This window comes from Pseudoalteromonas sp. 19-MNA-CIBAN-0066 (assembly GCF_040308705.1).
In the GTDB taxonomy this organism is placed as follows: Bacteria; Pseudomonadota; Gammaproteobacteria; order Enterobacterales; family Alteromonadaceae; genus Pseudoalteromonas; species Pseudoalteromonas nigrifaciens.
Genome location: NZ_JBEONZ010000001.1, coordinates 109,524 through 136,000, shown reverse-complemented (window position 1 = coordinate 136,000; position 26,477 = coordinate 109,524). Strand labels below are relative to the sequence as shown.

Here is a 26,477-nt window from a genome sequence, read left to right as displayed (position 1 = left end):
GGGTAAATACATGTCGTTTGATCTTTATGCTCCACACACTATAAAACAACAAACCCCTATGATGCAGCAGTATCTAAAAATAAAATCAGAGCATCGCGATATTTTATTGTTTTATCGGATGGGGGATTTTTATGAACTCTTTTTTGATGACGCAAAACGCGCCGCTCAATTACTCGATATTTCGCAAACTCAGCGCGGTAAAGCCGGTGGCGATCCTATTCCTATGGCCGGTGTACCTTATCATGCCGTAGAAAACTATTTAGCCCGTTTAGTGCAAATGGGCGAATCTGTTGCTATTTGCGAACAAGTAGGCGATCCGGCTACCAGTAAAGGGCCTGTTGATCGCAAAGTAGTGCGTATTGTCACCCCTGGTACTATTTCTGATGAAGCCCTACTGCAAGAGCGCCAAGACAACTTACTTACCAGCGTATGGCAGAGTAAAAATGGTACTTATGGCATTGCTTATCTTGATATTAACTCGGGTCGTTTTAACGTTGTAGAAGTTAATACCGACGAGGCATTCACTTCAACTATACAACGCCTCGCCCCTGCAGAATTACTGTATAGCGAAAGCTTCGAAAATGTTCATTTAATTGAGCACATTAAAGGCGCGCGTCGCCGCCCTGAGTGGGAATTTGATTTAGACACCGCCCAGCATTTATTGTGTGAGCAATTTGGTACAAAAGATTTAGTCGGTTTTGGCGTTGATAAAGCCCACTGCGCCTTAGTTGCCGCAGGTTGTTTAATGCAATACGTTAAAGACACTCAACGTATTGCATTACCCCATATTCGTGCCATTACTCTTGAACACAACGAGCATGCCGTTATTTTAGATGCTGCTACTCGTAAAAATTTAGAGCTGACCGTTAATTTATCGGGTGGATTTGAAAACACGCTAGCGCAAATACTTGATAAAACAGCAACCCCTATGGGATCTCGTTTACTGAAGCGCCGTATTCATACCCCGGTGCGTAATAAAGACGAGCTAAACTCGCGGTTAAACGCTATTAGCGCAATTTTAGATGTACAGCTTTGTGGTGAGCTACACGAATCATTAAGAGAAATTGGCGACGTAGAACGTGTTATTGCCCGCCTTGCTTTGTGCACTGCTCGTCCTCGCGATTTAACTCGTTTGCGCAGCGCCTTACAAGCACTTGCACCGCTGCATACTTTATTAAACGATGCCAGCGATCCGCGCATTGCCAGCATTATTAAGCAATCGCCTGAGCTACCTGATTTACAAGCGCTATTAGAGCGTGCAGTAATCGAAAACCCGCCGGTACTTATTCGCGACGGTGGTGTAATTGCCCCTGGTTATAACAGCGAGCTTGATGAATGGCGTAACTTAAGCAAAGGCGCAACCGATGTGCTTGATCAGTTAGAGTTACGAGAGCGTGCACGTACAGGGATCAGTACCCTTAAAATTGGTTATAACCGAGTACACGGCTTTTTTATTGAAGTTAGTCGCGCCAATGCGCATTTAGTGCCTGCCGATTATATTCGCCGCCAAACACTTAAAAATAATGAACGCTATATTATTCCTGAGCTAAAAGAGCACGAAGACAAAGTACTTGGCAGCCAGTCAAAAGCATTAGCGCTCGAAAAACAGCTTTACGAAGAGCTATTTAGATTTATTGCGCCGCATATTGAGCAATTACAAATAATGGCAGCCGCCCTTGCCGACTTAGATGTGCTAAATAACTTAGCAGAGCGTGCACTTACACTTAACTACGCTAAGCCGATACTTTGCGATAACGACAACATAAGCATTAAACAAGGTCGTCATCCTGTGGTTGAGCAAGTAATGAAAGAACCCTTTATTGCCAACCCAGTAGAGCTAAATGCACAACGTAAAATGTTAATAATTACCGGTCCAAACATGGGTGGTAAATCAACCTATATGCGCCAAACTGCACTTATAGTGCTAATGGCTCATATTGGCAGTTACGTACCCGCAGACAGCGCTAAAATAGGCAATATTGACCGTATATTTACTCGTATTGGCGCAAGTGACGATCTCGCCTCAGGGCGCTCTACCTTTATGGTAGAAATGACCGAAACCGCCACGATTTTAAATAATGCCACAGCGCAATCTTTGGTATTAATGGATGAAATTGGCCGCGGAACAAGCACTTACGATGGGCTTTCGCTTGCGTATGCTACTGCCGATCATTTAGCGTCAAAAATATCAGCAAAAACCTTGTTTGCCACCCACTACTTTGAGTTAACCGAGCTTGCAGAGCAAACGCCTGGGCTGGTAAATGTGCACCTTGATGCCATAGAGCATAACGACACTATTGCCTTTATGCACACGGTACTTGATGGCGCAGCAAGTAAAAGCTTTGGCTTACAAGTTGCTGCACTTGCTGGCGTACCCAAGTCTGTAATAAATCAGGCAAAACAAAAGCTTAAACTACTCGAAAATCACCAAAGTGTCACCGCGCCTAATATTGAGCAGCAAGCATTTACCTTTAACAATCAAGCCCAACAAATTAGCCCTTCTGAAGTAGAATTGCAGTTAACGGCTATCGATCCTGATAATCTATCACCGCGACAAGCTCACGATTTACTCTATAAATTAAAAGCACTTCTTTAATTTACAAACAAAAAAAAGCTGAAGAATAAAACCTTCAGCTTTTTTACACATAACATGGTACTTTATTAAAACTTACGCAAAGTGCTCAAATAAACTCTCTGTGCTTAAGCCTTCTTGTTGCAAAATATCTTTTAAACGACGTAATGCTTCTACCTGAATTTGTCTAACGCGTTCACGGGTTAATCCTATTTCACGGCCAACATCTTCAAGCGTTGATGGCTCATAGCCTAATAAACCAAAGCGACGGGCTAACACCTCACGCTGCTTTGGGTTTAGCTCTCCTAACCAGTCAACAATGTGTTTATTCATATCGTTATTTTGTACTTCGCCCTCAGGACCAACATTGTTGTCATCGGCAATAATATCGAGCAAAGCGGTATCGTTTTCGCCGCCGATCGGCATATCAACCGAGGCTATTTTTTCATTCAAGCGCAGCATTTTGGTGACATCTTCAACCGGCTTATCTAAACAAGCTGCTATTTCTTCGGCGGTTGGTTCATGATCTAATTTTTGAGTTAGCTCGCGCGCGGTACGTAAATATACGTTAAGTTCTTTTACTACATGTATTGGCAAGCGAATAGTGCGCGTTTGATTCATAATGGCGCGTTCTATCGTTTGGCGTATCCACCATGTTGCATAAGTAGAAAATCGAAAGCCACGCTCAGGATCAAACTTCTCTACGGCGCGAATTAAGCCTAAGTTACCCTCTTCAATTAAATCAAGTAACGCTAAACCTCGGTTGTTATAACGACGAGCAATTTTTACTACAAGGCGCAAGTTACTTTCAATCATGCGCTTGCGAGACGCTTCGCACCCTTTTAAAGATTTACGAGAAAAAAACACCTCTTCCTCAGCGCTTAACAACGGAGAAAAACCAATTTCACCTAAATAAAGCTGAGTAGCATCTAAATTTTTAGTGACTTCTTCTTTGACAAAAACGTCATCATCCACAGCTTCAAGCAGCGGTGTTGAATCATCATCAACAGCAGTTTCATCTAATTTATTATCTACGAGGGTGTTTTTATCAACTTTTGCTGCATCAGCCATAAGACTTCTCCTGAGCAAGTTATCAATATCTTTAAAAATTAGGGAAGGTACTTAGCAGGATTTACAGCTTGCCCTCGGTAGCGAATTTCAAAACGAAGTGCCGTTACCGCAGATTCTGTATTTCCTATCTCTGCTATTTTCTGTCCAGCCTTAACTTCCTGTTTTTCTTTAACAAGTAGTTTCGAGTTGTGTGCATAAGCACTCAAGTAGTCGTCATTATGTTTTAAAATAATTAAACTACCATAACCTCGAAGCGCATTACCCGCATAAACCACTGTTCCTTGTGCGGCGGCTAAAACGGCAGCCCCTTTTTTATTAGCAATCTGTAAGCCTTTGTAGCCATTTTCCTTGTTCGAAAAGCGTTGTGTTATTTTGCCTTTTGCTGGCCAAAACCACTGCACTTTACTACTCGACAAATGCTTAGAGTTACTAATTTTTTTATTGGCTTGTTTCTGAACATACCCTCGTTGTTTAGGCTTATCAAGCTCTTTCTTTGATTTATTGTTATTTTTTTGTGAAGTTTTTGCGACTTTTTTAATAGGAGGAGTGTATTTTTTTGTCTTTTTGTATTTTTTTGCTATGGAAGAAAAGGAAATACTCTGCCCGGGGAATATTGTGTAAGGTGCTGGTATTGAATTATTTTTTGCTAAGGTTCTAACATCTTGGCCTGCACTAAATGCAATTGAATAAAGTGTATCGCCTTTTTGAACAGTATATTTATCGCCATTAATGTTAATTTTTCTGCCGTAATTATTAACATCATTATTTAAACTACTGACAGGCGCCGGAACATGGCTAGACGAGCAAGCAAAGAGCAAAATACTAATAAATAAAGCAACATAACATTTTATTTGTTTATTCACTGTATTTAGCTCCTTATGTTAATAACATTATTTTATAGTGCTTAACGTAATAAAATGTATGCAACTGCAATTAAAAGCACAACTGCCCATCCAAGCACTTCAATGTATTGACGTAATTTTTGCTCCATTTTAACACCGCCCCACTTCATCAGTGCAGCAACTAAAAAGAACCGAGCGCCTCGCCCTACTGCAGACGCAATTAAAAACGGCAAAAATGCCATTTGTAATACCCCTGCGCCTATAGTAAATACTTTATAAGGAATAGGCGAAAAACCGGCTATAAATACCACCCACACGCCATAGTTTTTAAACCAATCAAGTGCAATATCAAATTTATCTTGCCAGTGCATTTGTACTATAAGTGGCTCAACAACCGGTTCAAATAACCAAAAGCCAAGTAAATAACCTACTATGCCACCAACAACAGACGCTATAGTGGCAAAACTTGCAAACCGCCATGCTTTTTTAGGCTGAGCAAGCGACATTGGTGCCAGCATTACATCAGGAGGGACAGGAAAAAACACAGACTCTGCAAAGCTCATTGCAGCTAAATAACGCTCAGCATGACGGTGCTTAGCCCACACTAGAGCCATATCGTATAACTTAGTAAACAACTTCAAAATGAATTCCTATTCAATATCACCAGCGACTAGCGGTACAAATCTAACCGGCGCAATTATGTGTTCTGTGTAGTTATTGCCATTGCGAATAACCATAGTTAATTTTTGCTCTTGCTCGCCAATTGGGGCAAGTAACACACCACCATCTGCTAATTGAGCTAATAGATCTTGCGGGATTTTAGCCGCGGCTGCGGTGACTATAATGCCGTTAAACGGCGCTTGCGACTCCCAACCTTGCCAGCCATCGCCATGTTTCATTGCCACATTATATAAATCGAGCTGATGTAAACGGCGCTTAGCTTGCCATTGTAATGCTTTAATACGCTCTACTGAGTAAACCTTGGTAAATATTTTAGCCAGTATTGCCGTTTGATAGCCCGATCCAGTGCCTATTTCTAGCACCTTGTCGCGCACACCAGCTAATTGCAGCAGTTCGGTCATACGCGCCACAATATAAGGCTGCGAAATAGTTTGCCCTTGGCCTATTGGTAACGCAGTATTTTGATACGCTTTATGTTGCAGCACGTCACCCACAAATATATGTCGTGGTATTTGTGCAATCGCATCTAGTACTTGCGTATCCTCAACACCTTCACGCTGTAATAGCGCTGATAGCGCCTTGGCGCTGCGGGTATAATTAGCCAGCACGGTTTATCTCCAAATCAGCTAACCACTCCCCTACCGCTTTAATGCTCTCGTTAGCGGTCATATCAACACTCAGTGGGGTAACCGAGGCATAGCCATTATTAATTGCATGAAAATCGGTACCTTCACCTGCATCACTTTCTGTCCCTAAAGATCCGTACCAGTAAATATCTCGACCCCAAGGATCGGTTTGCTTGGTCATGGTTTCGGCTTTATGGCGCGCACCCAAACGCGTTACCTGCACGCCTTTTAATTCGCTTAGAGGAATGTCGGGTACATTAATATTTATAATTTGATCTTTTGGTAGCGGATGCGACGCTAAACCTTTAATAATACTTATAGTTACCGCTGCCGCCGTTTCAAAATGCTCGCCGTGGTGCGAACACAAAGACACCGCAATAGCAGGCAAACCTAAATGGCGTCCTTCGGTTGCTGCAGCTACCGTGCCTGAGTACAAAGTGTCGTCACCTAAATTAGCGCCGTGGTTTATACCTGCGACCACTAAATCGGGCATTTCATCAACAAGCTGGTTAACGCCTAAATGCACACAGTCAGTAGGTGTACCATTAACCGATATAAAGCCATTTTCAAGCTTTGTAGCACGCAGTGGGTTAAGCAAAGTTAACGAGTTACTTGCACCACTGCAGTTACGGTCGGGGGCAACTAAAGTGACTTCGGCAATTTGCATTAATGCTTGATATAACACCGCAATACCTTTAGCGCCTACACCATCGTCGTTACTTAATAGGATCTTCATCTTTGCTGTCCTTTTCTTTTCGCTCGCGTGGGCTTGCGTCTGTGTAATCCACCAGCTCACGTAATAATGCCGTAGCAAAACAGCCTTTTGGTAAACCAAAACTTAACTTCAAAGTGCTTTCATCTATGGTTTCTACGCTAAAATCTTGCGGGATTAAACGCAGCATTCTGCGCTCATTTTTTAGCCCTAACTCGCCTAAACCATCGCACCAATACTGATAAGGCCCAAGCCATACTTTTTCTTGTTCGGTGAGCCCTTTTTCGCTTTTACCTACCATAGGTGCCGACATCATAATATCGCCAGAGGCTAGGCGGGCAATATTTTCATCGCTAATAGCGTCTTCAAAAAAGGCATTACTGCCGCTGAGCATAAATACTTCACGGTGCATGGTTTTAGCTAAACCATGCTCCTTTACTCGTAAACTTACGAGTTGATTAAATACATGCGAGCGCGCTGCAGAAATAATAATACCGCGTAATTTTTTATCGCGAATACGCTCACCTGCAAACATTTTTTCAGCCATTACCAGGTTATGGCCATCACGGCCAAAGCGTTGCTCGCCAAAATAGTTAGGCACGCCACTGCGTACCGCATTAATACGGCACAAAATATCCAGAGGATCGGTAACATTGCGCAGCGTAATAGTAAATTTATTACCTTTATGACAGCCCGTTCTCAGCTTACGTTCGTGGCGTTGCTGCGATACAACAAACACGCTTTCGCTGTTTAAATCACTAAAATCAATCGGTTTTTTAATGGGTACTTTTACACTAAACCACTGCGAACACACTCCGTGGCGATCTTTCATCCCAGCATAACTTACATCGCGTGGTGATACTCCAGCTCGCTGCGCAATTAACTTTGCTACGTACTGGGTGTTTTCGCCTTTTTTTACTACTTGCAAACATACATGCTCGCCGCTACCGGTAAACTCAATGCCTAAGTCTTCATCTACCATAAAGTCTTCGGCTGTGGTTTTAAAGTCAGCTTTTGATAACGGTGCGCCGTATAAATAATTTAAATCGCTCATGCGTTTGTTTTACTCATTGACTCTTTGTTCATAATTACCACTGCATGGCTCGAAATGCCTTCTTTTCGCCCTTCAAAACCGAGCTTTTCGGTGGTTGTAGCTTTAACATTTATTTGCGATAGTTCGCAGTTTAAATCACTTGCAAGGTTGCTACGCATAGCTTGAATATGAGGCAACATTTTTGGCGCTTGTGCCACTATAGTTACATCTCCATTGCCCAATACATAACCTTGCTCTTTAGCTAAGCTCACCACATGACGCAGTAATATTCGGCTGTCGATATTTTCATATTCACTGGCCGTATCTGGAAAGTGTTTACCAATGTCGCCCATTGCAAGCGCGCCTAAAATAGCATCGCACAGAGCATGAATAGCAACATCGCCGTCGGAGTGCGCTAAAAAACCTTGCGGATAATCAATCTTTTCGCCGCCGATAGTTAATGGGCCAACACCGCCAAATTTATGCACGTCAAAACCATGACCAATTCGTATCATAATGCATTCTCGTTTTGTTGTTTTTGAAGTAAAAAACCAGCCAAGTCTAAATCCTCAGGAGTGGTTATTTTAATATTATCGCTACGCCCTGGTATTAATTTTACTGGCTTGTTAGCCCATTCAATGGCGCTTGCTTCGTCGGTAATAACTGCGCCGCTTGCCAGTGCATTTTGCAGCGCATTTTTAAGATCTTCGTATTTAAAAAACTGCGGAGTAAGGGCTTGCCATAAATCATCTCGGGGTACGGTTTGCTCAGCATAAATATGGCCACGTTTTATAGTGTCTTTTACTTTACTGGCTAAAATTCCGCCTTCGTCGGCGTTTATACACTCATTTATAAGTGTATTTATGTCGTCAATAGTAACTAGCGGGCGGGCAGCATCATGCACAAGTACCCAGTCGGGCGGGTTGGTGGCTAAAAAAAGTAAACTGTTTAATACAGAATCAGCACGCTCTTTACCGCCACAAGTACGCACAATGCGCGCATCAATCACTGGCAATTGATCAAAGTAAGGATCGTTTTCATTTAGGGCTACAACAATTGTATTAAGCTGCGCTAAAGCAGATAATTTTGTGAGCGTATGCTCTAAAATAGTTTTACCTGCTAATTTAATATACTGTTTAGGCGCATTATGTTGCATTCTACTACCCACTCCGGCAGCAGGTATAATGGCAGCTATAGTTGGTTTATTTGTCATATTATTGTTGAGCTGGTAAAACACGTATAAATGTTTCGCCCGCTTTAATCATTCCTAATTCGTTACGTGCGCGCTCTTCTATGCCTTCATGGCCAAGCTTTAAATCTTCTATATCGGCGGTTAATACTTTATTGCGTTTAATCAATTTTTCGTTAGTGTGTAAATGAGATGCAACCGCACTTTTTAAACGTGTGTAGTCTTGTACGCCATTATGGCCAAACCACAATCTATACTGCACAAACAGTGCTAAACATAACAAGCCAACCTGAAAAAACCGCATTTAACACTCCTTATTTTTAAATTCAAATAAACTTATTTAATGAACCAAGTTACGTTTGTAATCGTTTTACATTGCGCCAATTTATACTTCCTGCCAGTAGCATTTCGCGCAGCGATAAAACCCGTGGCAAACAACGCTTTGAAAACTGCCATTGGTGCCCGCAACATGCCGCAGTTAATGACACTTTACTCGGCGTTAATAATTGCGCGTTTGGCAGCTCAAGTCCCTGCCCCGAAAACGCAAACCAACCTAGCTCATTACAATGCACTTTATTGTCGCTTACTTGGTCTAGGCTGTCTATTCTAACGCGAATTTGCTCATCACTACGCACTAAAATAGGGATTATTAACCCGACTTTGGCATTATGTTGATAAAAAAGTTCATTTGCTTGAATGTTAATCTCTGGTGGGGTCGGTTTTTGCTTTGCAAGCCAAGAGCCATTTTGCGAATCTAGTTTAAAAGGCGAGCTTGTATTAGCAACTAATGTGGCAGCACGTTCAATGTAATAAGGTAGACTTTTTAATTGGCGACGCAGCCTATCGCTATTAGGCTCAGCGACTAAACGCTGAACCTCACGTTGATAAAATGCATTACACAATTGTGCATATAACACTTTTTTTGCATCGGCTTGCCACATTTCAACTTGTTGTGGCGCGCCAACAGGCTCATTTTTTGCTGCCAATTGCCGTACTCAAAAACACTTAGGTAAATGTTTTATAACACAGTACTGCATAATTTTTAAGCGCCGAGTGCTAAATTAAGCGCTTGGCTTTTCACCTAATTTAGCTATGCCCGACTCTAAAAACTGCACTACAGTATTGCGTTTTTTACCTATGAGTAAACTGCCGTCGGCTAAAAACATAAAGTTTTGCCAGTTGCGTTTAAACACATCAAAGGTGGTTTCAATAATATTGTCGCGTGCCATGCAAAAATAAACAGTGGTATTAGCTTGCCAATCTAAGTGCGCTAAAATGGCTTCGGGAAGTTGTTCATCGCCGTTTTCCCATGCGCTTTCCCAGTTTACTTCTTGGCTATAACTTTCATCTTGACCACACCAATCTGTTTTATCAAAAAAATCAGGGTGATCAAACTCACGGCTCACCATAGTTGTCCACAGTACAGCTGCGCGCTCAAGGCTCATAGGTTTAATGTTTGCAGCATCGTCGGCTGAAACAGGCATGTCTTTATGGCGAAAAACCCATGCTTTTTTGTAATCATCTAGCGTAATATAGTTCATAGTATTGGCAAATTAGTTAGCATTAAAAGTGCAGAAACAAATTATACAAGAGATCAAAACATGACTACAGCAATAAAACCAATTTCCCTCAAATCAGGCATATACCAACACTACAAAGGGGCACAGTACAAAGTGCTTTATGTAGCCACTCACAGCAAAACCAGTGAGCAACTGGTAATTTACCAAGCGCTATATGGTGAGTTTGGTATATGGGCACGCCCTTTAGAAATGTTTAGCGAAACAGTTGAAAAAGACGGCAAAACTATTCCTCGGTTTAGCTACCTTGGTGAAGCCGGTTAACTATGGCATGATAGGATTATAAAAACTCATCTGACCTGTGACGATAAGAAGGTAATAAAGTGCAATTTAATTCAACCGATAATTACATCGCCAGCTCTGCGCTTAAGCAAGCTGTAAACGCGGCTATTATGCTCGAAAAGCCACTTTTAATTAAAGGTGAGCCGGGTACAGGTAAAACCATGCTAGCTGAAGAGCTGGCAAAAAGTTTAGATACCGAACTTATTCAGTGGCACATTAAATCGACCACCAAAGCGCAGCAAGGTTTGTATGAATACGATGCGGTTTCGCGCCTGCGCGACAGCCAGCTGGGCGACGAGCGCGTACACAATATTAGTAACTACATAGTTAAAGGCAAACTGTGGCAAGCATTTACTTACGCCGACCAACACGGTAAACGCCCTGTATTATTAATAGATGAAATAGACAAAGCCGATATTGAGTTTCCAAACGATCTACTGTTAGAGCTCGATAAAATGGAATTTCATGTTTACGAAACCAGCGAGCGAGTAGTAGCAAAAGAGCGCCCTATTGTGATCATCACCTCTAATAACGAAAAAGAGCTGCCCGACGCATTTTTACGCCGCTGCTTTTTTCATTACATTGATTTTCCATCTGCCGATGAAATGCAGCAAATTATTGACGTGCACTACCCTAATGTTAAGCAAGATTTAGTACGCCAAGCACTCGAAGTGTTTTTTAACCTACGCGAAGCAAACGGTCTTAAAAAGAAGCCATCTACCAGCGAATTACTCGACTGGTTAAAGCTCCTTATGGCAGAAGATATAGACGCAAAAACACTCCACGACAAAGCTAAAAAAGGCGGTTTAATGCCAATGTTTGGCGCATTACTTAAAAATGAGCAAGACATAAGCCTAATCGAAAAACTCGCGTTTATGAGCCGCTAGGGCCTTATATGGACTCCCTATTAATGTCAAAAATAAAATTGAAATAAATTAGATGCTAGCTTATATACGGGCTCAAATTGAGGAGCTACCCCTGGCCTCAAATGTATTCGCACCTTCATGACTTTTCTGTTGAGCAGTTTTTCAAACTTCAGACCCTAACAGTCTATTGAAGGTCGGTCTTACCTATTTCAATCGATCTTTCTGACAAGTTTTTAAGCCACAAGTAATTGTGGCTGATAATCTTTGTTATGCTTTTGCATTGCAAAAGCCGTTCTGATTGTTTTATTTGCTAACGCTATTGCGGCTACTTTTTTGCCTCGACGTACACTTAATTCTTTTAACCATATATCTTTTTGGCTACGAACTTCTCTTTTTTCTAGTTGTGAAACAACAGCTAATGCGCCTTTATACAAAGCACTACGCAGCTTCTTATTTCCTATTACTTTAGATATCGAGCCTATCTTTTGTTTTCCCCCGCTACTATGCTGTACTGGTGTTAGACCAAAGCAGGCCGCAGCTTCTCGACCATTTTTAAAATGGGTTGTATTACCTAGTGCTATTTTAATCAGTATTGCACAGACCGGTCCCACGCCTTCTAATGCTTGCAAGCGTATACAGGTTTGATCTTCTTTAATTACTTCATGCAATTGCTTTTCAATCAGCTTCACCTCTTCGACCGCCTCAGTAAAACGCTGATAAACTCGGTTAATTGTGAAGCGAAAAGCGCCTGTTAGGCTGTTTTCAGCATCTTCTAATATCTCAGGTATCGCTTGGGTCAACTTCGTATCCCCTTGAGCAATTGGGTAACCAAACTCTAACAATAAAGCTCTTAGTTGATTACCTAAGCTGACTTTTTGTTTGACTAATAAATCACGCATACATTCAATGCCTTGTAAGCATTGCTCTTGCACTGAAAGTAAACGACTTCCTTTTATATGAGGCTGTCTCGCTGCAACTGAAATAGCCAGCGCATCATTTGCATCGGTTTTCTGCCCTTGACGAAACGCTTTTACCTGTCGCGCGTTGATCGCTTTGATCTGGTGCCCTGCCTGTTTAGCAAATTGCGCCCAATAATGCGTACCACCACATGATTCCATAGCAACTAAAGATTGCTGTTCTTTAATTAATAACTCTTTAAGCTTGGCTCTGCTTATTGTTTTGTTATAAATAACTTTGCCATTGCTTTGCGTTTTGCAAACTTGAAATAAATTTTTTGCTAAATCAATCGCTATCACATTACAATTCAACATGTATGGGCTCCTTAGTAAAAGTTTGAACACTTATTACGTTACTTCTGATGGAAGTGGGAGTCCATACATCTGTTGACCTTTCAGGATTAAAATTTGTTCTAACTAAGGACGATTTAATCGTGGCACGAGGTTTGTAACCTAGTGGGCTAAGTAAAAGCCGAGCAACAAAGAGTTAATCGTCCCTAGGACGAACCTTCAGGCAGCGCGTGTTTGGTATTTATGCTGCGTTATCGCCTATTTATGGGGAATAACCACACTACATAGGCTCTGCCTTGCCTAAATAGCAAACACACTGCTGCAAATTTAACCTCGAAAGATAAACAGGCCCTAACATGTTAATACAGTTTTTTTTCACGCTGCGTAAATACCGTTTACCGGTAAGCCTGCGCGAGTTGCTTGATTTAATTAACGCCTTAAAAAAGGGTGTTATATTTGCCGACGTAGACGCTTTTTACCATTTAGCACGCACTATAATGGTCAAAGACGAAACGCACTTTGACCGATTCGACAAAGCCTTTAGCGACTACTTTAGTGGTATTGCTGACCTTGATTTGCTCGAGAGCTTAAAGCAACAGCACAACTTACCAGAAGATTGGCTGCGTAAAGAGTTTGAAAAAAACCTTAGCGATGAAGAAAAAGCCCAACTTAAAGCCATGGGCGGCCTCGACGAGCTAATGAAAACCCTAAAAGAGCGCTTAGAAGAGCAACAAAAACGCCACGCAGGCGGTAATAAATGGGTTGGCACCGGCGGCACATCACCTTTTGGAGCATACGGCTATAACCCCGAAGGTGTGCGTATAGGCCAAGACGGCAACCGTAACCGCCAAGCAGTAAAAGTGTGGGATAAACGCGAATATCGCAATTTAGACTCCGACCGTGAAATTGGCTCGCGTACTATTAAACTTGCCCTTAAAAAACTGCGTAAATTTGCCCGCACTGGCGCCAGCGACACGCTAGATTTAAACGAGACCATTCGCGCTACCGCAAAACAAGGCGGCATGCTTGACGTAAAAATGGCACCAGAGCGCCACAATGCAGTAAAAGTACTCATGCTGTTTGATATTGGCGGCTCAATGGATGACTACATTCATACCTGCGAAGAATTATTTAGCGCCGCCCATGGCGAATTTAAACACTTAGAGTTTTACTACTTTCATAACTGCCTATATGAGCACGTGTGGCAAGACAACGAACGCCGTCACTCAAACGTAATAGACACCATGACGCTAATTAATAAGTTTACCAGCGACTACAAAGTAATATTTGTAGGCGATGCCACTATGGGCCCATTCGAAATAGCCTACCCCGGCGGCTCGGTAGAACACTACAATGAAGAGCCCGGCAGTGCATGGTTACAACGTGTCACAAATCACTTTGATAAAGTGGCTTGGCTCAACCCACAACCCGTTGAACACTGGCCGTACTATCAATCAATAGGTTTTATTAAAGAGCTGATGAACAACCGCATGTATGCGCTGAGTTTAGATGGAATAAGTAAAGCGATAAAAGAGCTGAGTTAAACAATGCGTTTGATGAAGTGTGGTCGATATTCATACTGCTTAGCGCAGTTATAGCCGTGATAATGGAGTAAATGCTACATGTTACTGTGACGGTTATTTTTTACATAGCTTGGGTTGAACGCAGCAAAATCAACACAAAAGAGTATGGGGTAGACACAAAAAGCGCACTTATTTAGTGCGCTTAGATAAAGCTAGTATTCAGATTTAGAAACTATATCGCACTGTTGCACTAATTAAATCTAAATCATCCAATGACGTATAATTAGCACCGAATGAAAAACTCTCATTCATATGAAAGCGTGCACCTACAGAGATAGATGTCTCACTTTCATCTGCAATATCGATGTAACCCAAGCGTCCATCCAGCTCGATGCTATCACTCACCATTGAACGAACCCCAACAGATAAGCCATATCCATTTTCGTCTTCCGAAGCGCTGTTACCGCGATATGATGCTTCTGCCTCAAGGTTTTCATACGTCACCAAACCATAAATGTCGGTGCTGGCGCTAATTGCCGTACGATACCCAACCCCTGCACTAAGCCAATTTATATCTACATCTAAACCGTTTTCTGAATCACCAACGGTTTGATACTGACCAGATAAGAACACGTTCTCGCTTACTAGCGTACTACCATCTATTGTCCAACCATCTGCGCCTTCACCATCAATATCGCCATCTAGGTAACCGCCAGAAACAAAGTTAAAGTTAGGAGTTTTTGCGAATGCTATAGGACTCGCAACAAGAGTAGTTAATAGTAAGAGTGAAACTTTATTCATTTTCATAGTACTTCCTTTTGAGTGTATCCTTTAATAAGCTTAAGATTATACATAGCACGTAACTGATAGCAATCGCAGGATTAAAAAACCAGAATAAAGTTACACTTGCATTAATTACTCAATTGCCATCGCTTGTTACTTTTTATTTAGCACTGTACTCAAGGTTTGAGACGACGGCTGTCAAAGCGGTAATTTTTGACTTTAAACATCATAATTATTTACTGTCAGTAATTCGCTATTGACTATCTACTTATAAACAACGTGTTTATCTGCATCAAGTGAACTTCACAATATTTGTAACTGAAAAATTCATATAGCTCGTTCAACTATGAACCCTCTAACCTTGCTCCTCCTGCCTAAAATCACATCATCATCCACACTACAAATGCCACAGAAAAACCGACTAAGTACAGTAGCCCTACCCAGCTTAAACTTTTAAGTAGTACGCCGTGTTTAATGCTGGGCTCTGAGCGCACAAGGCTAAAGTTAAGCCAAGCAAATATAGGAGTGGTTACAAATGACAGTGTCATGGCAAAGGTAAGCATAGGACCTAAGGCTGATTCAAAAAATAAAATAACCGCCATACCAGCAAGTGCTTGCAGTATTAGCCATGTATTTAAGCTGTGTTTTGATTGCTTAAAACCAAGTAATTTATGCGATTCGTTTAAAGTACGCGCGTAACCATCTAGTACCGTTAATGTGGTGCCAAACATACATAAAAAAGCGATGGCTGATACTAGCGGCCTTGCCCACTCGCCAATGGTAAGTGCGTACATATCAATAAGCTGTTTGGCAAAAGCGACCCCACCGAGCTCTATATTACTGCTTTGCCCGTATTGCACTAATACACCTAAGCTAAAAAACACTAGCGCTAAGCCTGCGGTTAACCAGTAACCCACGTTAAAGTCGAATAAGCCTTCGCGTTTAGATATTGTTTGTTGTGTTTGTTTTTCTTTTAACCACAGTGAGCTAAGTGCTGATATTTCAATGGGGGCGGGCATCCAACCCATTAGTGCCACCATAAAGCTAAGCATGGCTAACTCATACGGTGAAGGGCCTACATAGTCAGCAGGTGCCATTGGGCCATTACTAAAGGCAATAGCAAGTGCTATTAATGTTGCTAATGTAAGTAGCCCCATAATGCCTTTTGCCACGTTATCTAGCGCTTTAAAGTGCCCTAGCAAAAGTATGGTTAAGCACACGCCAAGTAAAATCCAACACAGCAGTGTTATTTCTATTGTGATAGGTAGTGCGTAATGCAACAAGCTTGCGGTGAGTAATAATACGCCTGCGGTATTAACGATAGCGGCAACAACATTTAGGACAATGAAGCTGTAAAAATAAAATGGCCCTTTGCTTTTATAACCCTCTACTAGGCTATTTTTGGTAGCGAGTGTGTACTCCATGCCAAAGCGAAAAAATGGGTACTTTAAAACGTTTACTACTAAAATAAGCCAAAATAATTGCCAGCCAAATATGGCTCCCGCTTGGGTTGATGCCACTAAATGTGAACCACCAATTGCAGCGGTTGCCATTAGAATTCCCGGCCCCAATGCATTTAAGCGAGTTTGCCAATTTGATACTACAGAGCGCATGTGTGTACTTACTGTTTATTTATAATAATGAATAAATTACAGAGTTTTAACGCAAAATGAAAGCTGAAAAGTATTAATAAATGAGGGGGTAAAACGAAGTTAATAAATAATGGTTTTAGGCCCTAAAAGTTAGGGCCTAAACTCTAAAAACGTTAACGAAGATCCATCTCTTGGATGATTTCGTGTGCAATTTCTGGGGTTGTTATTTCTGGTTTTTCATGCAAATTAGCTTTAATTTGCCCTTTGCGATGTTTTAGTGACGTATCTAGTTTTTTTGCGGCACTACTAATTGCTGGATACAGCACTTCGTTTTCGCCCTTAACCGATATACGTGCACCTTCGTAAATAGTGCTAATTTCCGCTTGAAGCTTGTTGTGAACTTTAGAAAGAATAATGTCGAGCGCGATCAAAGATGGAAAGTGATTCGCTATTTTTGAAAACTTTTCGTTTACGTGTTCTCTAATTGAATCAGTAACGTCAACATGGTGACCTGTAAGATTAATTTTCATTTTATATCCTTTTATGTGTTACTTCATAGTTAGTATTGGGGGCAATATGAATTAACACAAGGAGAAATGTAACTATTTAAGCAAATATTTGTTAGTAAAGCTGATTTAGATCACTCACTGAGCATTAAACATGCAAAAGCCCGCATTATACGGGCTCTTTAAGCGGTTAAATAACATACTAACCGCGTTGTATTTGTGCTATTAATCTGTGTATGAACAGCAATAATCAGCAAAATCGCTTACTTTTACCTTAAAGCTTACGTTTGCATCAACATTAAATGATTCGCCCGCATTAAATGTTTTCCACTCGCTTTCACCTGGCAATAAAATATCCCACTGCCCTGCTAATAATTCCATACATTCTTTTTGGTTAGTGTCGAACACAAACTCACCTGGTTGCATAAAGCCTAATGTTTTTGCTTCACCACTGCCTAATAAAACGGTTCGGCTTGACACTTTGCCATCAAAATACACATTGGCTTTTTTAATTACACTAACATTTTCGAACTTTGACATATTTAGCTCCTGCTAATAATTTAAGATTTTTATTTATAAATTTTATCGCACTACCTTGCCTGATAGCTTACTTTCTTGCAAGGAAAGCAGTATTGCTTTAAGTGAAGTTGTTTCATATTCGGGCATAAAAAAACCCGCAACATATGCGGGTTTTTCAATTACTTACTTTATTTAATCAAAGGCGATTAAAAAAGTTCGTTTGCTTTGTTTACTATGTTCTCAACAGTAAAGCCAAAGTGCTCAAACAGCTCACCAGCAGGTGCTGACTCACCAAAGGTAGTCATACCTACTACTGCGCCATTTAGGCCAACGTACTTGTACCAGTAATCAGCAATACCTGCTTCTACTGCTACGCGGCGTGAAACAGATGCTGGCAATACACTTTCTTTGTATGCTGCGCTTTGCGTTTCAAAAGCATCAGTACACGGCATAGATACAACACGTACCTTTTTACCTTGCTTGCGTAGTTCGCTTGCAGAATCTTGTGCTAGTTGCACTTCAGAACCCGTTGCAATGAAAATAAGCTCTGGATTGCCGTCGCAGCTAAGGATGTAACCACCCTTTTTAACGTCGCTCAGTTGCTGTGCGTTACGTGCTTGTTGCTCTAAACCTTGGCGAGTAAAGATTAGTGATGTAGGACCGTCTTTACGCTCAATAGCTTGTTGCCATGCAATTGCCGACTCCACTTGGTCACATGGACGCCAGTTGTATAAGTTAGGCGTTAAACGCATGCTTGCAATTTGCTCTACTGGTTGGTGAGTTGGACCATCTTCACCTAAACCAATTGAATCGTGCGTGTATACAAAAATGCTTGGTTGCTTCATTAATGCAGCCATACGTACGGCATTTTTTGCATATTCAACAAACATTAAGAACGTAGCACCGTAAGGAATAAAGCCTTTATGCAGCGCAATACCATTCATAATTGCCGACATACCAAACTCACGTACACCGTAATAAATGTAGTTACCGCTTGCATCGTCGCGTGTTAAGCCTTTAGAGCCATCCCAAATTGTTAGGTTTGAGCCAGCTAAATCGGCAGAGCCACCCATAAATTCTGGTAATAACGGGCCAAATGCGTTTAATGCATTTTGCGACGCTTTACGAGACGCAGGGTTTGCAGGGTTTGCTTGCAGCTCTTCAATGTATGCTTGAGATTTTTCAGCCCAATCGCCTGGCAGTTCGTTGTTAATACGACGCTTGTATTCTGACGCTAGCTCTGGGTATGCTTTTGCGTATGCTGCAAATTTTTCATCCCAGCTTGATTCAAGCTGTTGACCTTTTTCTTTGCTATCCCATTGTGCATAAATGTCTGCAGGGATTTCGAATGCATCGCCAGTCCAACCTAAAAATTCGCGAGACGCTTTAATTTCGTCCTCACCTAGTGGTGCACCGTGACAATCGTGGCTACCCGACTTATTAGGTGAGCCGTAACCAATAATTGTTTTACAACAAATTAGTGATGGCTTATCGGTAACACTTTTAGCTTCTGCGATTGCAGCACTTATAGCATCGCTGTCGTGGCCATCAACACCGCTAATTACATGCCAACCGTACGCTTTAAAGCGAGCTGGCGTATCATCGGTAAACCAACCTTCTACTTCGCCATCGATTGAAATGCCGTTGTCATCCCAAAATGCAACAAGTTTACCTAGGCCTAATGTGCCTGCAAGTGAACCTGCTTCATGAGAAATGCCTTCCATTAGGCAGCCGTCGCCCATAAATGCATAGGTAAAGTGATCAACAATATCGTGACCTTCGCGGTTAAACTGTGCAGCTAGCGCTTTTTCGGCAATTGCCATACCTACTGCGTTAGTGATCCCTTGACCTAACGGGCCCGTAGTAGTTTCGATTCCTGGTGCATAACCGTACTCTGGGTGACCAGGTGTTTTTGAATGCATTTGACGGAAGTTTTTAATTTCGTCTAACGGTAAATCATAACCCGTTAAATGTAATAAAGAATAAATAAGCATTGAACCGTGGCCGTTCGATAATATAAAGCGATCTCGGTCAGCCCACTCTGGGTTTGTTGGGTTATGTTTTAGATAATCGCGCCATAATACTTCTGCGATATCTGCCATGCCCATAGGGGCTCCAGGATGACCAGATTTGGCCTTTTGTACTGCGTCCATTGACAAGACACGAATAGCATTTGCAAGTTCTTTGCGAGATGGCATGAATTCTCCTACCTTAATATATTTTTGCGCGGGTATTTATGTATTCGATTATGCCGCCGTATAACTTGGCGACTAGTGTATAGTCCATTCTTACTTATTGTAGGGGCGGTGTGCAATTAAAAACCCATAATAATAGGTCATTATGAATATTTTTTGAGACCGAAAAGTTATTAAATATTTTATTTAGACGTCTAGGCGTAAAAACACTATGCAAGGTGTTTTGTTTTCGATAAAATACGCCCCTTAATTTTTAAGCGCTAATACCGACGTTTGTGAAGCGCAATATTTGTGAGCAGAAATACAATGGCAAAACATTTATTTACTTCTGAATCTGTTTCTGAAGGTCATCCGGATAAAATCGCCGATCAAATCTCTGATGCGGTACTTGATGCTATCCTTGAGCAAGATTCTCATGCCCGAGTTGCGTGTGAAACTTACGTAAAAACCGGTATGGTTATGGTTGGTGGTGAAATCACTACTAGCGCATGGGTTGATATCGAAGAAATTACACGTAAAACAATTCGCGACATTGGCTACACTAATTCAGATATGGGTTTTGATGCAGATTCATGTGCAATTTTAAACACTATTGGTAAACAGTCTCCTGACATTAACCAAGGTGTTGACCGTACTAGCCCAGAAGAGCAAGGCGCTGGCGATCAAGGCTTAATGTTTGGTTACGCATGTAACGAAACTGAAGTACTAATGCCTGCTCCTATTACCTACTCACACCGTTTAGTGCAGCGCCAAGCACAGGTTCGTAAAAGCGGCGAGCTTAACTGGTTACGCCCAGATGCAAAATCACAAGTTACGTTTGCATACGAAAACGGCAAGCCAGTAGGTATTGATGCTGTTGTACTTTCTACGCAGCACAGCGAAGATATTTCACAAAAAGATTTAATCGAAGCGGTGATGGAAACTATCATCAAGCCGGTACTTCCTGCTGAGCTAATTACTAGCGCGACTAAGTTTTTTATTAACCCAACAGGTCGCTTTGTAATTGGCGGACCAATGGGCGATTGTGGCTTAACCGGTCGTAAAATCATTGTAGATACCTACGGCGGCATGGCTCGTCACGGTGGCGGTGCTTTCTCTGGTAAAGATCCATCAAAAGTTGACCGTAGTGCTGCCTATGCTGCACGTTATGTTGCTAAAAACATTGTTGCTGCTGGCCTTGCTGATAAGTGTGAGCTACAAGTATCGTACGCTATTGGTATTGCAGAGCCTACGTCTATAAGCGTAGAAACCTTTGGTACCAGCAAACTAGAAGAAAGCCGTTTAATTGAGCTTATTCGTGAGCACTTTGACTTGCGCCCTTACGGTTTAATTAAAATGCTTGATTTAGAGCGCCCTATCTACCTTCCAACGGCGGCTTACGGCCACTTTGGTCGTGAAGAGTTCCCTTGGGAGCGTACTGATAAAGCAGAAGCACTTCGCGCTGCTGCTGGTCTTTAAGCCAACATACTATTAAAAATATAAACGGCCCTTTTAAGGGTCGTTTTTATATCTAAAGCTTATTATTCAAGCCGTGAAACATAAATCACTCTCGAATTGTTTTGCACTTTCGGTATATACTCGTTTTACTATAAAAGCTTAGGGAATTAAAAATGGCCGACAACTTTCGTGTTACCTTTGTAGGACTCGCTGAGGGCGTTGACAGCAAAGCTGTTACTGCCATGCTTGCTACTAAATTAAAAACATCAAATGAAAAAGTGTCGCTTTTTTTTAATGGTAAACCGCTATTTGTGCCAAGCAATAAAGACAAAGCCCTAAAGCAAGCCAAACTACTTGCCAGCTTAGGTATTAAAAGTAAGCTGCAGGCTGTTACCAACCCTAATCAAAATACTCAACTGGCAAGTGCAACGAGTAGCCAGCGCGATGACAGAATTTTTGATGCGCTTGATTACATTACCAGTAGCTTAATTCGCCTTGAAGAAAAACTAGACGAGCTTGAACAGCGCCTACCCGAGGTTGAAGCCACAGCAATTACCGATGAACACATAGAGTGGCAAGACGATGATCTTATGCTTGATGATGAGTTGCTCACACCACTGCAAAAACGCAGTAATGTGTTGTTATATTCACTCATAGCAACTGTGGTTACTTTGCTTATTTTATTAGCAATATATTTAACCGTCCCTAACTTATTCTCTTTTTAATTACGGGGTGAAATCCTAAAGTGAGCAATAAACGTGCAACAATAAGAGCATCTGTCCGCGAACTGCGTAATAATTTATCAAGTAACCAACAATTAATTGCCGCCCAATCGCTAAAAATGAATTTTATTCAATACTTAAATGGCAAAAAAAACACTAAAAAAGAGCATATTGCCATTTATTTTAGTAACGACGGCGAGTTAGATACCTCATTGTTAATTAATGAATTGTGGGATAAAGGGCACACCCTTTACCTACCTGTAATCCACCCCTTTAACGGGGCTAATTTACTATTTCAGCGTTATGAAAAAAACTCACCCATGAAGGCAAACCGCTATGGTATCTTGGAACCTAAGCTCAATTGTACTCAAATATGCCCGTTACCTGAGCTTGATTACCTACTTATGCCATTAGTGGCATTTGATAACCAAGGTAATCGCTTAGGAATGGGGGGTGGGTTTTACGATCGGACATTGGCGCGGCTACACCAGCAACACTGGCAAAAGCCGCAACTTATTGGTTTAGCACATGAATGCCAAAAAGTAACAGCTTTACCCATAGAATCATGGGATGTGCCACTTAAAACAATTATCACCCCAAATAAAACCTACTGTTGGTAAAGCGTTACTTTGTATACCAGCAGAAATTTTTGACATAAATGAGCATAAAACAATGACACAAGACGAATTAAAAAAAGCAGCTGCTTGGGCAGCGTTAGAGTTTGTAAAAGAGAACACTATTGTAGGCGTAGGTACAGGCTCAACGGTTAATCACTTTATTGATGCACTAGGCTCAATAAAAGACACCATTAAAGGTGCGGTTTCTAGTTCAGAAGCCTCAACTGCTCGTTTAAAAGCGCTAGGCATTGAAGTATTTGAACTTAATGACGTTGATGTTTTAGATGTATACGTTGACGGCGCTGATGAAATTAACGCCCATAACGAAATGATTAAAGGCGGCGGTGCAGCCCTTACTCGTGAAAAAATAGTAGCAGCGGTAGCTAAACAATTTGTGTGCATTGTAGATGACACCAAATTAGTAGCAACCTTGGGTGGTTTTCCACTGCCGGTTGAAGTTATACCCATGGCACGCAGTTACGTAGCACGCGAATTATTAAAACTTGGTGGTGATCCTGTGTATCGCCAAGGTGTAGTTACCGATAACGGTAACGTTATTTTAGATGTACATAATTTAAATATTACCCAAGCTAAACAACTTGAAACACAAATTAATCAAATTGTTGGCGTAGTTACCAACGGCCTATTCGCAGAGCGTGGCGCTGATAAAGTGATTATCGGCACTAAAAATGGGCCACAAATTAAATAGGATGAGGTTATGAGTAAGGTATCGTTGGCAAAAGACAAAATTAAAATTCTTTTGCTTGAAGGTGTTCACCAAAGCGCTGTTGAAACGCTAAAACGTAACGGTTATAGCAACATCGACTATGTTAAAACATCCTTACCTGAGGACGAGCTAAAAGAACGTATTAAAGACGTACACTTTGTGGGGCTTCGTTCTCGTACTCATATTAACCAAGCTGTGTTAGAAGCAGCTGAAAAGCTCGTTGCGGTTGGCTGTTTTTGTATTGGCACCAACCAGGTTGACTTAAATGCGGCGCGCGAACGTGGTATTGCTGTATTTAACGCACCATTTTCTAACACCCGCTCGGTTGCAGAGCTTGTACTTGGTGAAATACTGTTGCTATTACGCGGTATTCCTCAGCGTAATGCTGCTGCACATCGTGGCGGCTGGTTAAAAACCGCAAACGGCTCGTTTGAAGCTCGTGGTAAAACATTGGGTATTATTGGCTATGGCCACATTGGTACCCAGTTAGGTATTATGGCCGAAAATATTGGTATGCATGTTGAGTTTTACGATATTGAAGATAAGTTATCACTTGGCAACGCTAAGCAAGTACATAATTTAACTCAGCTATTACAACGCTCTGATATTATTACGTTGCATGTACCTGAAACCCCACAAACTAAGAACCTTATTGGTACTGCCGAACTTGCGGTTATGAAACAGGGCGCTATTTTAATTAATGCGTCTCGCGGCACTGTAGTTGATATTGATGCATTGGCAGAAGCGCTTACCGATAAAAAACTCAGCGGCGCAGCAATCGATGTATTCCCGGTTGAGCCTAAATCTAACGATGAAGAGTTTGTATCGCCACTGCGTAATTTCGACAATGTTATTTTAACGCCGCACATTGGTGGTTCAACTCAAGAAGCACAAGAAAACATTGGTATTGAAGTAGCTGGAAAACTAGCTAAATACTCAGATAACGGCTCAACTATTACTGCTGTTAACTTCCCTGAGGTTTCACTACCAGAGCTTGCTAATCGTAGTCGCTTACTGCATGTACATCACAACCGTCCTGGCGTATTAACACAAATAAACCAAGCGTTTGCGCAGCACGGTATTAACATTGCCGCGCAGTACCTACAAACGGATGAGTCAATTGGTTATGTAGTTATTGATGTAGATACCGACCACTCAGAAGTTGCCCTTAAAGAGCTAAGCGCTGTTGAAGGCACGATAAGAGCACGTATTCTGCACTAACTAATTTAAGTTTTAGAAAATTTTAAGCCGCGTTTGCTTTATAACAAACGCGGCTTTTTTATTGTCCTACTTAGCGGTAAAACTAATTAAAAGAGTAATAAATTTAATTTTGATTAACGGCCTGCTCTATTCTTTTATCTGGCACTAACCATAACAGCGCCACTGCCACATATATTACTTGTGCTAACCATGGTGCTACAAATGCTACGCCTACTGCCGATAAGTAAAGCGCCATAGACACTTTGCCTTTCCAGTCTGCACCGATTGCTTTGCGCAATACAGAGCTGCAGCCATCTGTCGCCATTATGCTGCGTTGTAAAATATTATACGCAATCGCCGCCATAAACAGCACGGCACCATAAGTCGCGGTAGGTAGTGGCTCAAAGTGATTACCTCCCATCCAACTGGTCGAAAACGGGAATAATGATAACCAAAAAAGTAAATTTAAATTTGACCACAATACCCCACCCGAAACACTGCCAGCAGCGTGTAATAAATGATGATGGTTATTCCAGTAAATCCCTACGTATACAAAACTTAAAACATAGCTAAAAAAGTTAGGGAGCATAGGCACAAGTGCTTCAATTCCCGCGCCTTCAGGTATTTTTAGCTCCAATACCATAATGGTAATAATAATTGCCAACACACCATCACTAAAAGCTTCTAATCGACCTTTTCCCATCTGTAACCCCATTCAACTTTAAGTAATTAGTTTGAGCCTTAATGGCTATTTAATATGATAAATAACAGTTTTTATAGTAATGAATACTAACGATAAAATGAGTACTGGTAAACTAATTGTTAATTTTGAGAGTTAACACCTAGTCTAAACGCAAAATTTACGCATAAAAAAGCGCGAGTTAAACCCACGCTTTAATTATGTGTATCGTGTTATCATTTTTAACTGATATCGCGATTGCTATAGCTACTTTTAGTCGCCTTTAACTTCTAGATTAATGTACTCTACAAGCTTTTCAGGCTGGCCTATTAGCATCATTATTTGTTGGTTAACTTCCATCATAGTTTTGCCTTCAGGTAGTTTTGCCGACACGCTAAATGAATTTAAGCCTTTAACAAAGCCGCTAATCGCTCCTGCAATTTCTTCGGTTACTGGCGCTTGCTGTAGCTGCTGCTCAACCATCATTTGCATTTGCTCAACACTCATACCTTGCTTAATAAGCTCGCTTTCTAGCAATGCTTTAAGCTCGCCTTGGTTATTAAGTTCAAAGTTAACACTGCGCGGCTCTAACTTACTCATAGCTTGCATTATTAGCGTTTGCTGCTGTAATTCTTGCTCATAAGTTAAAGGTTCGCTGCCCGCTGCTTGCTGCGCTTTACTGATCGCAAGCGATGCATCCATAAGTGCTTGTGTGTTTGCCAGACCCATATTCATATTAAAGCTAACAATGTCTTTTGCATCTAACTTAACTACCACATCGCTGTCGCCCGATTTTTCATCGTAATCAAGTGATGAATGTAAATCGTAACTGGCCGACGCTAACATAGTATTTGTATCGGCTGGTAATTTAGCCACAAAGTCTTTATTAAATTGAAAGCTTTTTACATCAAATGTAGTGTGTGGTGAAATTTTATCGGTTTCGTAGCCTGTCACTTCAATGCTTTGAATACTGGCAACATTATCGCCTTCAGAACTAATGACTTCCATATTGCTAATTTCTACACTATTGGAAATAACACTAGCCGATAAGTCTGCATACTTAAATGTAGCGCCGGTTTGCTCGCTCACTAGTGCTAGTTGCTTATCTATTTCTGCACGTACTTCTTTAGTGGCTACGTGATTTGCATAACTTACGCCACCAACACCGGCAGCTACAATTGCTGCAGCTATAACTAACTTTTTCATGTTATTTCCTTATTTAAGTCTTTATATAAATTGTTTCAGCTCAAGAGTAACATTGCAGAACATCACCGATAAG

The 26,477-nt window shown here is 41.4% G+C and carries 28 protein-coding genes; 9 read left to right on the top strand and 19 right to left on the bottom strand.

Annotation, left to right across the window (positions count from 1 at the left end):
- The first annotated feature begins 10 nt into the window (after nucleotides 1–10).
- A complete protein-coding gene (gene mutS / locus AAEZ18_RS00635; protein ID WP_179808081.1) occupies nucleotides 11–2,596 on the top strand; it encodes a DNA mismatch repair protein MutS in 2,586 nt (861 codons plus the stop codon).
- A gap of 72 nt (nucleotides 2,597–2,668) precedes the next feature.
- Here mutS and rpoS read toward each other — a convergent pair whose 3' ends face one another.
- The 11 genes from rpoS to AAEZ18_RS00580 form a co-directional block, all read right to left on the bottom strand.
- Nucleotides 2,669–3,643, bottom strand: a complete 975-nt coding sequence (gene rpoS / locus AAEZ18_RS00630) for an RNA polymerase sigma factor RpoS (RefSeq protein ID WP_011327388.1) — start codon at nucleotides 3,641–3,643, stop codon at nucleotides 2,669–2,671.
- A 38-nt stretch (nucleotides 3,644–3,681) separates the two neighbouring features.
- On the bottom strand, nucleotides 3,682–4,506 hold the full coding sequence (locus AAEZ18_RS00625; protein ID WP_350593902.1) for a peptidoglycan DD-metalloendopeptidase family protein: 825 nt from the start codon (nucleotides 4,504–4,506) through the stop codon (nucleotides 3,682–3,684).
- Nucleotides 4,507–4,547: 41 nt separating this feature from the next.
- On the bottom strand, nucleotides 4,548–5,126 hold the full coding sequence (locus AAEZ18_RS00620) for a YqaA family protein (protein WP_041454351.1): 579 nt from the start codon (nucleotides 5,124–5,126) through the stop codon (nucleotides 4,548–4,550).
- Between the two features lie 9 nt (nucleotides 5,127–5,135).
- Nucleotides 5,136–5,774, bottom strand: coding sequence for a protein-L-isoaspartate(D-aspartate) O-methyltransferase (locus AAEZ18_RS00615; RefSeq protein ID WP_350593904.1), 639 nt, complete (start codon nucleotides 5,772–5,774; stop codon nucleotides 5,136–5,138).
- Nucleotides 5,764–6,528, bottom strand: coding sequence for a 5'/3'-nucleotidase SurE (gene surE / locus AAEZ18_RS00610; RefSeq protein WP_011327384.1), 765 nt, complete (start codon nucleotides 6,526–6,528; stop codon nucleotides 5,764–5,766). The genes AAEZ18_RS00615 and surE overlap by 11 nt, the downstream gene beginning before the upstream one ends.
- Nucleotides 6,509–7,558, bottom strand: a complete 1,050-nt coding sequence (gene truD / locus AAEZ18_RS00605) for a tRNA pseudouridine(13) synthase TruD (RefSeq protein ID WP_350593906.1) — start codon at nucleotides 7,556–7,558, stop codon at nucleotides 6,509–6,511. Before truD ends, surE begins: the two co-directional genes overlap by 20 nt.
- On the bottom strand, nucleotides 7,555–8,052 hold the full coding sequence (gene ispF, locus AAEZ18_RS00600; RefSeq protein ID WP_011327382.1) for a 2-C-methyl-D-erythritol 2,4-cyclodiphosphate synthase: 498 nt from the start codon (nucleotides 8,050–8,052) through the stop codon (nucleotides 7,555–7,557). The genes truD and ispF overlap by 4 nt, the downstream gene beginning before the upstream one ends.
- On the bottom strand, nucleotides 8,049–8,750 hold the full coding sequence (ispD, locus tag AAEZ18_RS00595) for a 2-C-methyl-D-erythritol 4-phosphate cytidylyltransferase (protein ID WP_350593909.1): 702 nt from the start codon (nucleotides 8,748–8,750) through the stop codon (nucleotides 8,049–8,051). Before ispD ends, ispF begins: the two co-directional genes overlap by 4 nt.
- Nucleotide 8,751: 1 nt before the next feature.
- Nucleotides 8,752–9,030 (bottom strand): cell division protein FtsB, encoded by a 279-nt coding sequence (gene ftsB, locus AAEZ18_RS00590; protein ID WP_058372702.1) that lies wholly within the window; start codon nucleotides 9,028–9,030, stop codon nucleotides 8,752–8,754.
- A gap of 49 nt (nucleotides 9,031–9,079) precedes the next feature.
- Nucleotides 9,080–9,712 (bottom strand): hypothetical protein, encoded by a 633-nt coding sequence (locus tag AAEZ18_RS00585; RefSeq protein ID WP_041454349.1) that lies wholly within the window; start codon nucleotides 9,710–9,712, stop codon nucleotides 9,080–9,082.
- 75 nt (nucleotides 9,713–9,787) lie between these two features.
- The gene (locus tag AAEZ18_RS00580; protein ID WP_058372700.1) at nucleotides 9,788–10,267 is read right to left on the bottom strand and encodes a DUF2947 domain-containing protein; all 480 of its coding nucleotides are present in this window, start codon (nucleotides 10,265–10,267) and stop codon (nucleotides 9,788–9,790) included.
- Nucleotides 10,268–10,327: 60 nt separating this feature from the next.
- On the opposite strand from AAEZ18_RS00580, the gene AAEZ18_RS00575 reads away from it, so the two are divergent.
- Nucleotides 10,328–10,567 (top strand): DUF1653 domain-containing protein, encoded by a 240-nt coding sequence (locus tag AAEZ18_RS00575; protein WP_350593912.1) that lies wholly within the window; start codon nucleotides 10,328–10,330, stop codon nucleotides 10,565–10,567.
- A 59-nt stretch (nucleotides 10,568–10,626) separates the two neighbouring features.
- Complete coding sequence (locus AAEZ18_RS00570; protein ID WP_011327376.1) at nucleotides 10,627–11,472, top strand: AAA family ATPase; 846 nt, start codon at nucleotides 10,627–10,629, stop codon at nucleotides 11,470–11,472.
- A 212-nt stretch (nucleotides 11,473–11,684) separates the two neighbouring features.
- On the opposite strand, the gene AAEZ18_RS00565 is transcribed toward AAEZ18_RS00570, so the two are convergent.
- The gene (locus AAEZ18_RS00565; RefSeq protein ID WP_346010181.1) at nucleotides 11,685–12,707 is read right to left on the bottom strand and encodes an IS110 family RNA-guided transposase; all 1,023 of its coding nucleotides are present in this window, start codon (nucleotides 12,705–12,707) and stop codon (nucleotides 11,685–11,687) included.
- Nucleotides 12,708–13,054: 347 nt separating this feature from the next.
- Here AAEZ18_RS00565 and AAEZ18_RS00560 point away from each other — a divergent pair, with 347 nt between their 5' ends.
- Entirely contained in the window at nucleotides 13,055–14,242 is a 1,188-nt protein-coding gene (locus AAEZ18_RS00560; RefSeq protein WP_350593915.1) for a vWA domain-containing protein, read from the top strand.
- A gap of 204 nt (nucleotides 14,243–14,446) precedes the next feature.
- Here AAEZ18_RS00560 and AAEZ18_RS00555 read toward each other — a convergent pair whose 3' ends face one another.
- The 5 genes from AAEZ18_RS00555 to tkt form a co-directional block, all read right to left on the bottom strand.
- Nucleotides 14,447–15,028, bottom strand: a complete 582-nt coding sequence (locus AAEZ18_RS00555) for an outer membrane beta-barrel protein (RefSeq protein ID WP_350593917.1) — start codon at nucleotides 15,026–15,028, stop codon at nucleotides 14,447–14,449.
- A gap of 356 nt (nucleotides 15,029–15,384) precedes the next feature.
- Nucleotides 15,385–16,557, bottom strand: coding sequence for an NRAMP family divalent metal transporter (locus tag AAEZ18_RS00550; RefSeq protein ID WP_011327371.1), 1,173 nt, complete (start codon nucleotides 16,555–16,557; stop codon nucleotides 15,385–15,387).
- A gap of 212 nt (nucleotides 16,558–16,769) precedes the next feature.
- A complete protein-coding gene (gene hpf, locus AAEZ18_RS00545) occupies nucleotides 16,770–17,126 on the bottom strand; it encodes a ribosome hibernation-promoting factor, HPF/YfiA family (protein WP_011327370.1) in 357 nt (118 codons plus the stop codon).
- 201 nt (nucleotides 17,127–17,327) lie between these two features.
- Nucleotides 17,328–17,642: a pyrimidine/purine nucleoside phosphorylase gene (ppnP, locus tag AAEZ18_RS00540; RefSeq protein ID WP_011327369.1), complete on the bottom strand. Its 315-nt coding sequence runs from the start codon at nucleotides 17,640–17,642 to the stop codon at nucleotides 17,328–17,330.
- Nucleotides 17,643–17,827: 185 nt separating this feature from the next.
- Complete coding sequence (tkt, locus tag AAEZ18_RS00535; RefSeq protein WP_089367825.1) at nucleotides 17,828–19,819, bottom strand: transketolase; 1,992 nt, start codon at nucleotides 19,817–19,819, stop codon at nucleotides 17,828–17,830.
- Nucleotides 19,820–20,122: 303 nt separating this feature from the next.
- Between tkt and metK the strand changes: the two genes are divergently transcribed.
- The 5 genes from metK (at nucleotide 20,123) to serA (ending at nucleotide 24,540) form a co-directional block, all read left to right on the top strand.
- On the top strand, nucleotides 20,123–21,274 hold the full coding sequence (gene metK / locus AAEZ18_RS00530) for a methionine adenosyltransferase (protein WP_011327367.1): 1,152 nt from the start codon (nucleotides 20,123–20,125) through the stop codon (nucleotides 21,272–21,274).
- 152 nt (nucleotides 21,275–21,426) lie between these two features.
- Complete coding sequence (locus AAEZ18_RS00525) at nucleotides 21,427–21,978, top strand: hypothetical protein (RefSeq protein WP_011327366.1); 552 nt, start codon at nucleotides 21,427–21,429, stop codon at nucleotides 21,976–21,978.
- Between the two features lie 20 nt (nucleotides 21,979–21,998).
- A complete protein-coding gene (locus AAEZ18_RS00520) occupies nucleotides 21,999–22,595 on the top strand; it encodes a 5-formyltetrahydrofolate cyclo-ligase (RefSeq protein ID WP_011327365.1) in 597 nt (198 codons plus the stop codon).
- A gap of 52 nt (nucleotides 22,596–22,647) precedes the next feature.
- Nucleotides 22,648–23,301, top strand: a complete 654-nt coding sequence (rpiA, locus tag AAEZ18_RS00515; protein WP_041454659.1) for a ribose-5-phosphate isomerase RpiA — start codon at nucleotides 22,648–22,650, stop codon at nucleotides 23,299–23,301.
- A 9-nt stretch (nucleotides 23,302–23,310) separates the two neighbouring features.
- Nucleotides 23,311–24,540, top strand: a complete 1,230-nt coding sequence (serA, locus tag AAEZ18_RS00510) for a phosphoglycerate dehydrogenase (protein WP_011327363.1) — start codon at nucleotides 23,311–23,313, stop codon at nucleotides 24,538–24,540.
- A gap of 103 nt (nucleotides 24,541–24,643) precedes the next feature.
- On the opposite strand, the gene AAEZ18_RS00505 is transcribed toward serA, so the two are convergent.
- A complete protein-coding gene (locus AAEZ18_RS00505; RefSeq protein WP_011327362.1) occupies nucleotides 24,644–25,222 on the bottom strand; it encodes a TMEM175 family protein in 579 nt (192 codons plus the stop codon).
- A 249-nt stretch (nucleotides 25,223–25,471) separates the two neighbouring features.
- Entirely contained in the window at nucleotides 25,472–26,404 is a 933-nt protein-coding gene (locus AAEZ18_RS00500; RefSeq protein ID WP_011327361.1) for an aq_1923 C-terminal domain, read from the bottom strand.
- Nucleotides 26,405–26,477: the final 73 nt, after the last annotated feature.

Coding starts and splice junctions, on each gene's coding strand:
- truD (WP_350593906.1), bottom strand. CDS start 7,558: ATGAGCGATTTAAATTATTTATACGGCGCACCGTTATCAAAAGCTGAC.
- surE (WP_011327384.1), bottom strand. CDS start 6,528: ATGAAGATCCTATTAAGTAACGACGATGGTGTAGGCGCTAAAGGTATT.
- ftsB (WP_058372702.1), bottom strand. CDS start 9,030: ATGCGGTTTTTTCAGGTTGGCTTGTTATGTTTAGCACTGTTTGTGCAG.
- AAEZ18_RS00555 (WP_350593917.1), bottom strand. CDS start 15,028: ATGAAAATGAATAAAGTTTCACTCTTACTATTAACTACTCTTGTTGCG.
- AAEZ18_RS00575 (WP_350593912.1), top strand. CDS start 10,328: ATGACTACAGCAATAAAACCAATTTCCCTCAAATCAGGCATATACCAA.
- serA (WP_011327363.1), top strand. CDS start 23,311: ATGAGTAAGGTATCGTTGGCAAAAGACAAAATTAAAATTCTTTTGCTT.
- ppnP (WP_011327369.1), bottom strand. CDS start 17,642: ATGTCAAAGTTCGAAAATGTTAGTGTAATTAAAAAAGCCAATGTGTAT.
- AAEZ18_RS00580 (WP_058372700.1), bottom strand. CDS start 10,267: ATGAACTATATTACGCTAGATGATTACAAAAAAGCATGGGTTTTTCGC.
- AAEZ18_RS00505 (WP_011327362.1), bottom strand. CDS start 25,222: ATGGGAAAAGGTCGATTAGAAGCTTTTAGTGATGGTGTGTTGGCAATT.
- metK (WP_011327367.1), top strand. CDS start 20,123: ATGGCAAAACATTTATTTACTTCTGAATCTGTTTCTGAAGGTCATCCG.
- AAEZ18_RS00550 (WP_011327371.1), bottom strand. CDS start 16,557: ATGGCAACCGCTGCAATTGGTGGTTCACATTTAGTGGCATCAACCCAA.
- mutS (WP_179808081.1), top strand. CDS start 11: ATGTCGTTTGATCTTTATGCTCCACACACTATAAAACAACAAACCCCT.
- rpiA (WP_041454659.1), top strand. CDS start 22,648: ATGACACAAGACGAATTAAAAAAAGCAGCTGCTTGGGCAGCGTTAGAG.
- tkt (WP_089367825.1), bottom strand. CDS start 19,819: ATGCCATCTCGCAAAGAACTTGCAAATGCTATTCGTGTCTTGTCAATG.
- AAEZ18_RS00525 (WP_011327366.1), top strand. CDS start 21,427: ATGGCCGACAACTTTCGTGTTACCTTTGTAGGACTCGCTGAGGGCGTT.
- hpf (WP_011327370.1), bottom strand. CDS start 17,126: ATGAAAATTAATCTTACAGGTCACCATGTTGACGTTACTGATTCAATT.
- AAEZ18_RS00560 (WP_350593915.1), top strand. CDS start 13,055: ATGTTAATACAGTTTTTTTTCACGCTGCGTAAATACCGTTTACCGGTA.
- AAEZ18_RS00500 (WP_011327361.1), bottom strand. CDS start 26,404: ATGAAAAAGTTAGTTATAGCTGCAGCAATTGTAGCTGCCGGTGTTGGT.
- ispF (WP_011327382.1), bottom strand. CDS start 8,052: ATGATACGAATTGGTCATGGTTTTGACGTGCATAAATTTGGCGGTGTT.
- rpoS (WP_011327388.1), bottom strand. CDS start 3,643: ATGGCTGATGCAGCAAAAGTTGATAAAAACACCCTCGTAGATAATAAA.
- ispD (WP_350593909.1), bottom strand. CDS start 8,750: ATGACAAATAAACCAACTATAGCTGCCATTATACCTGCTGCCGGAGTG.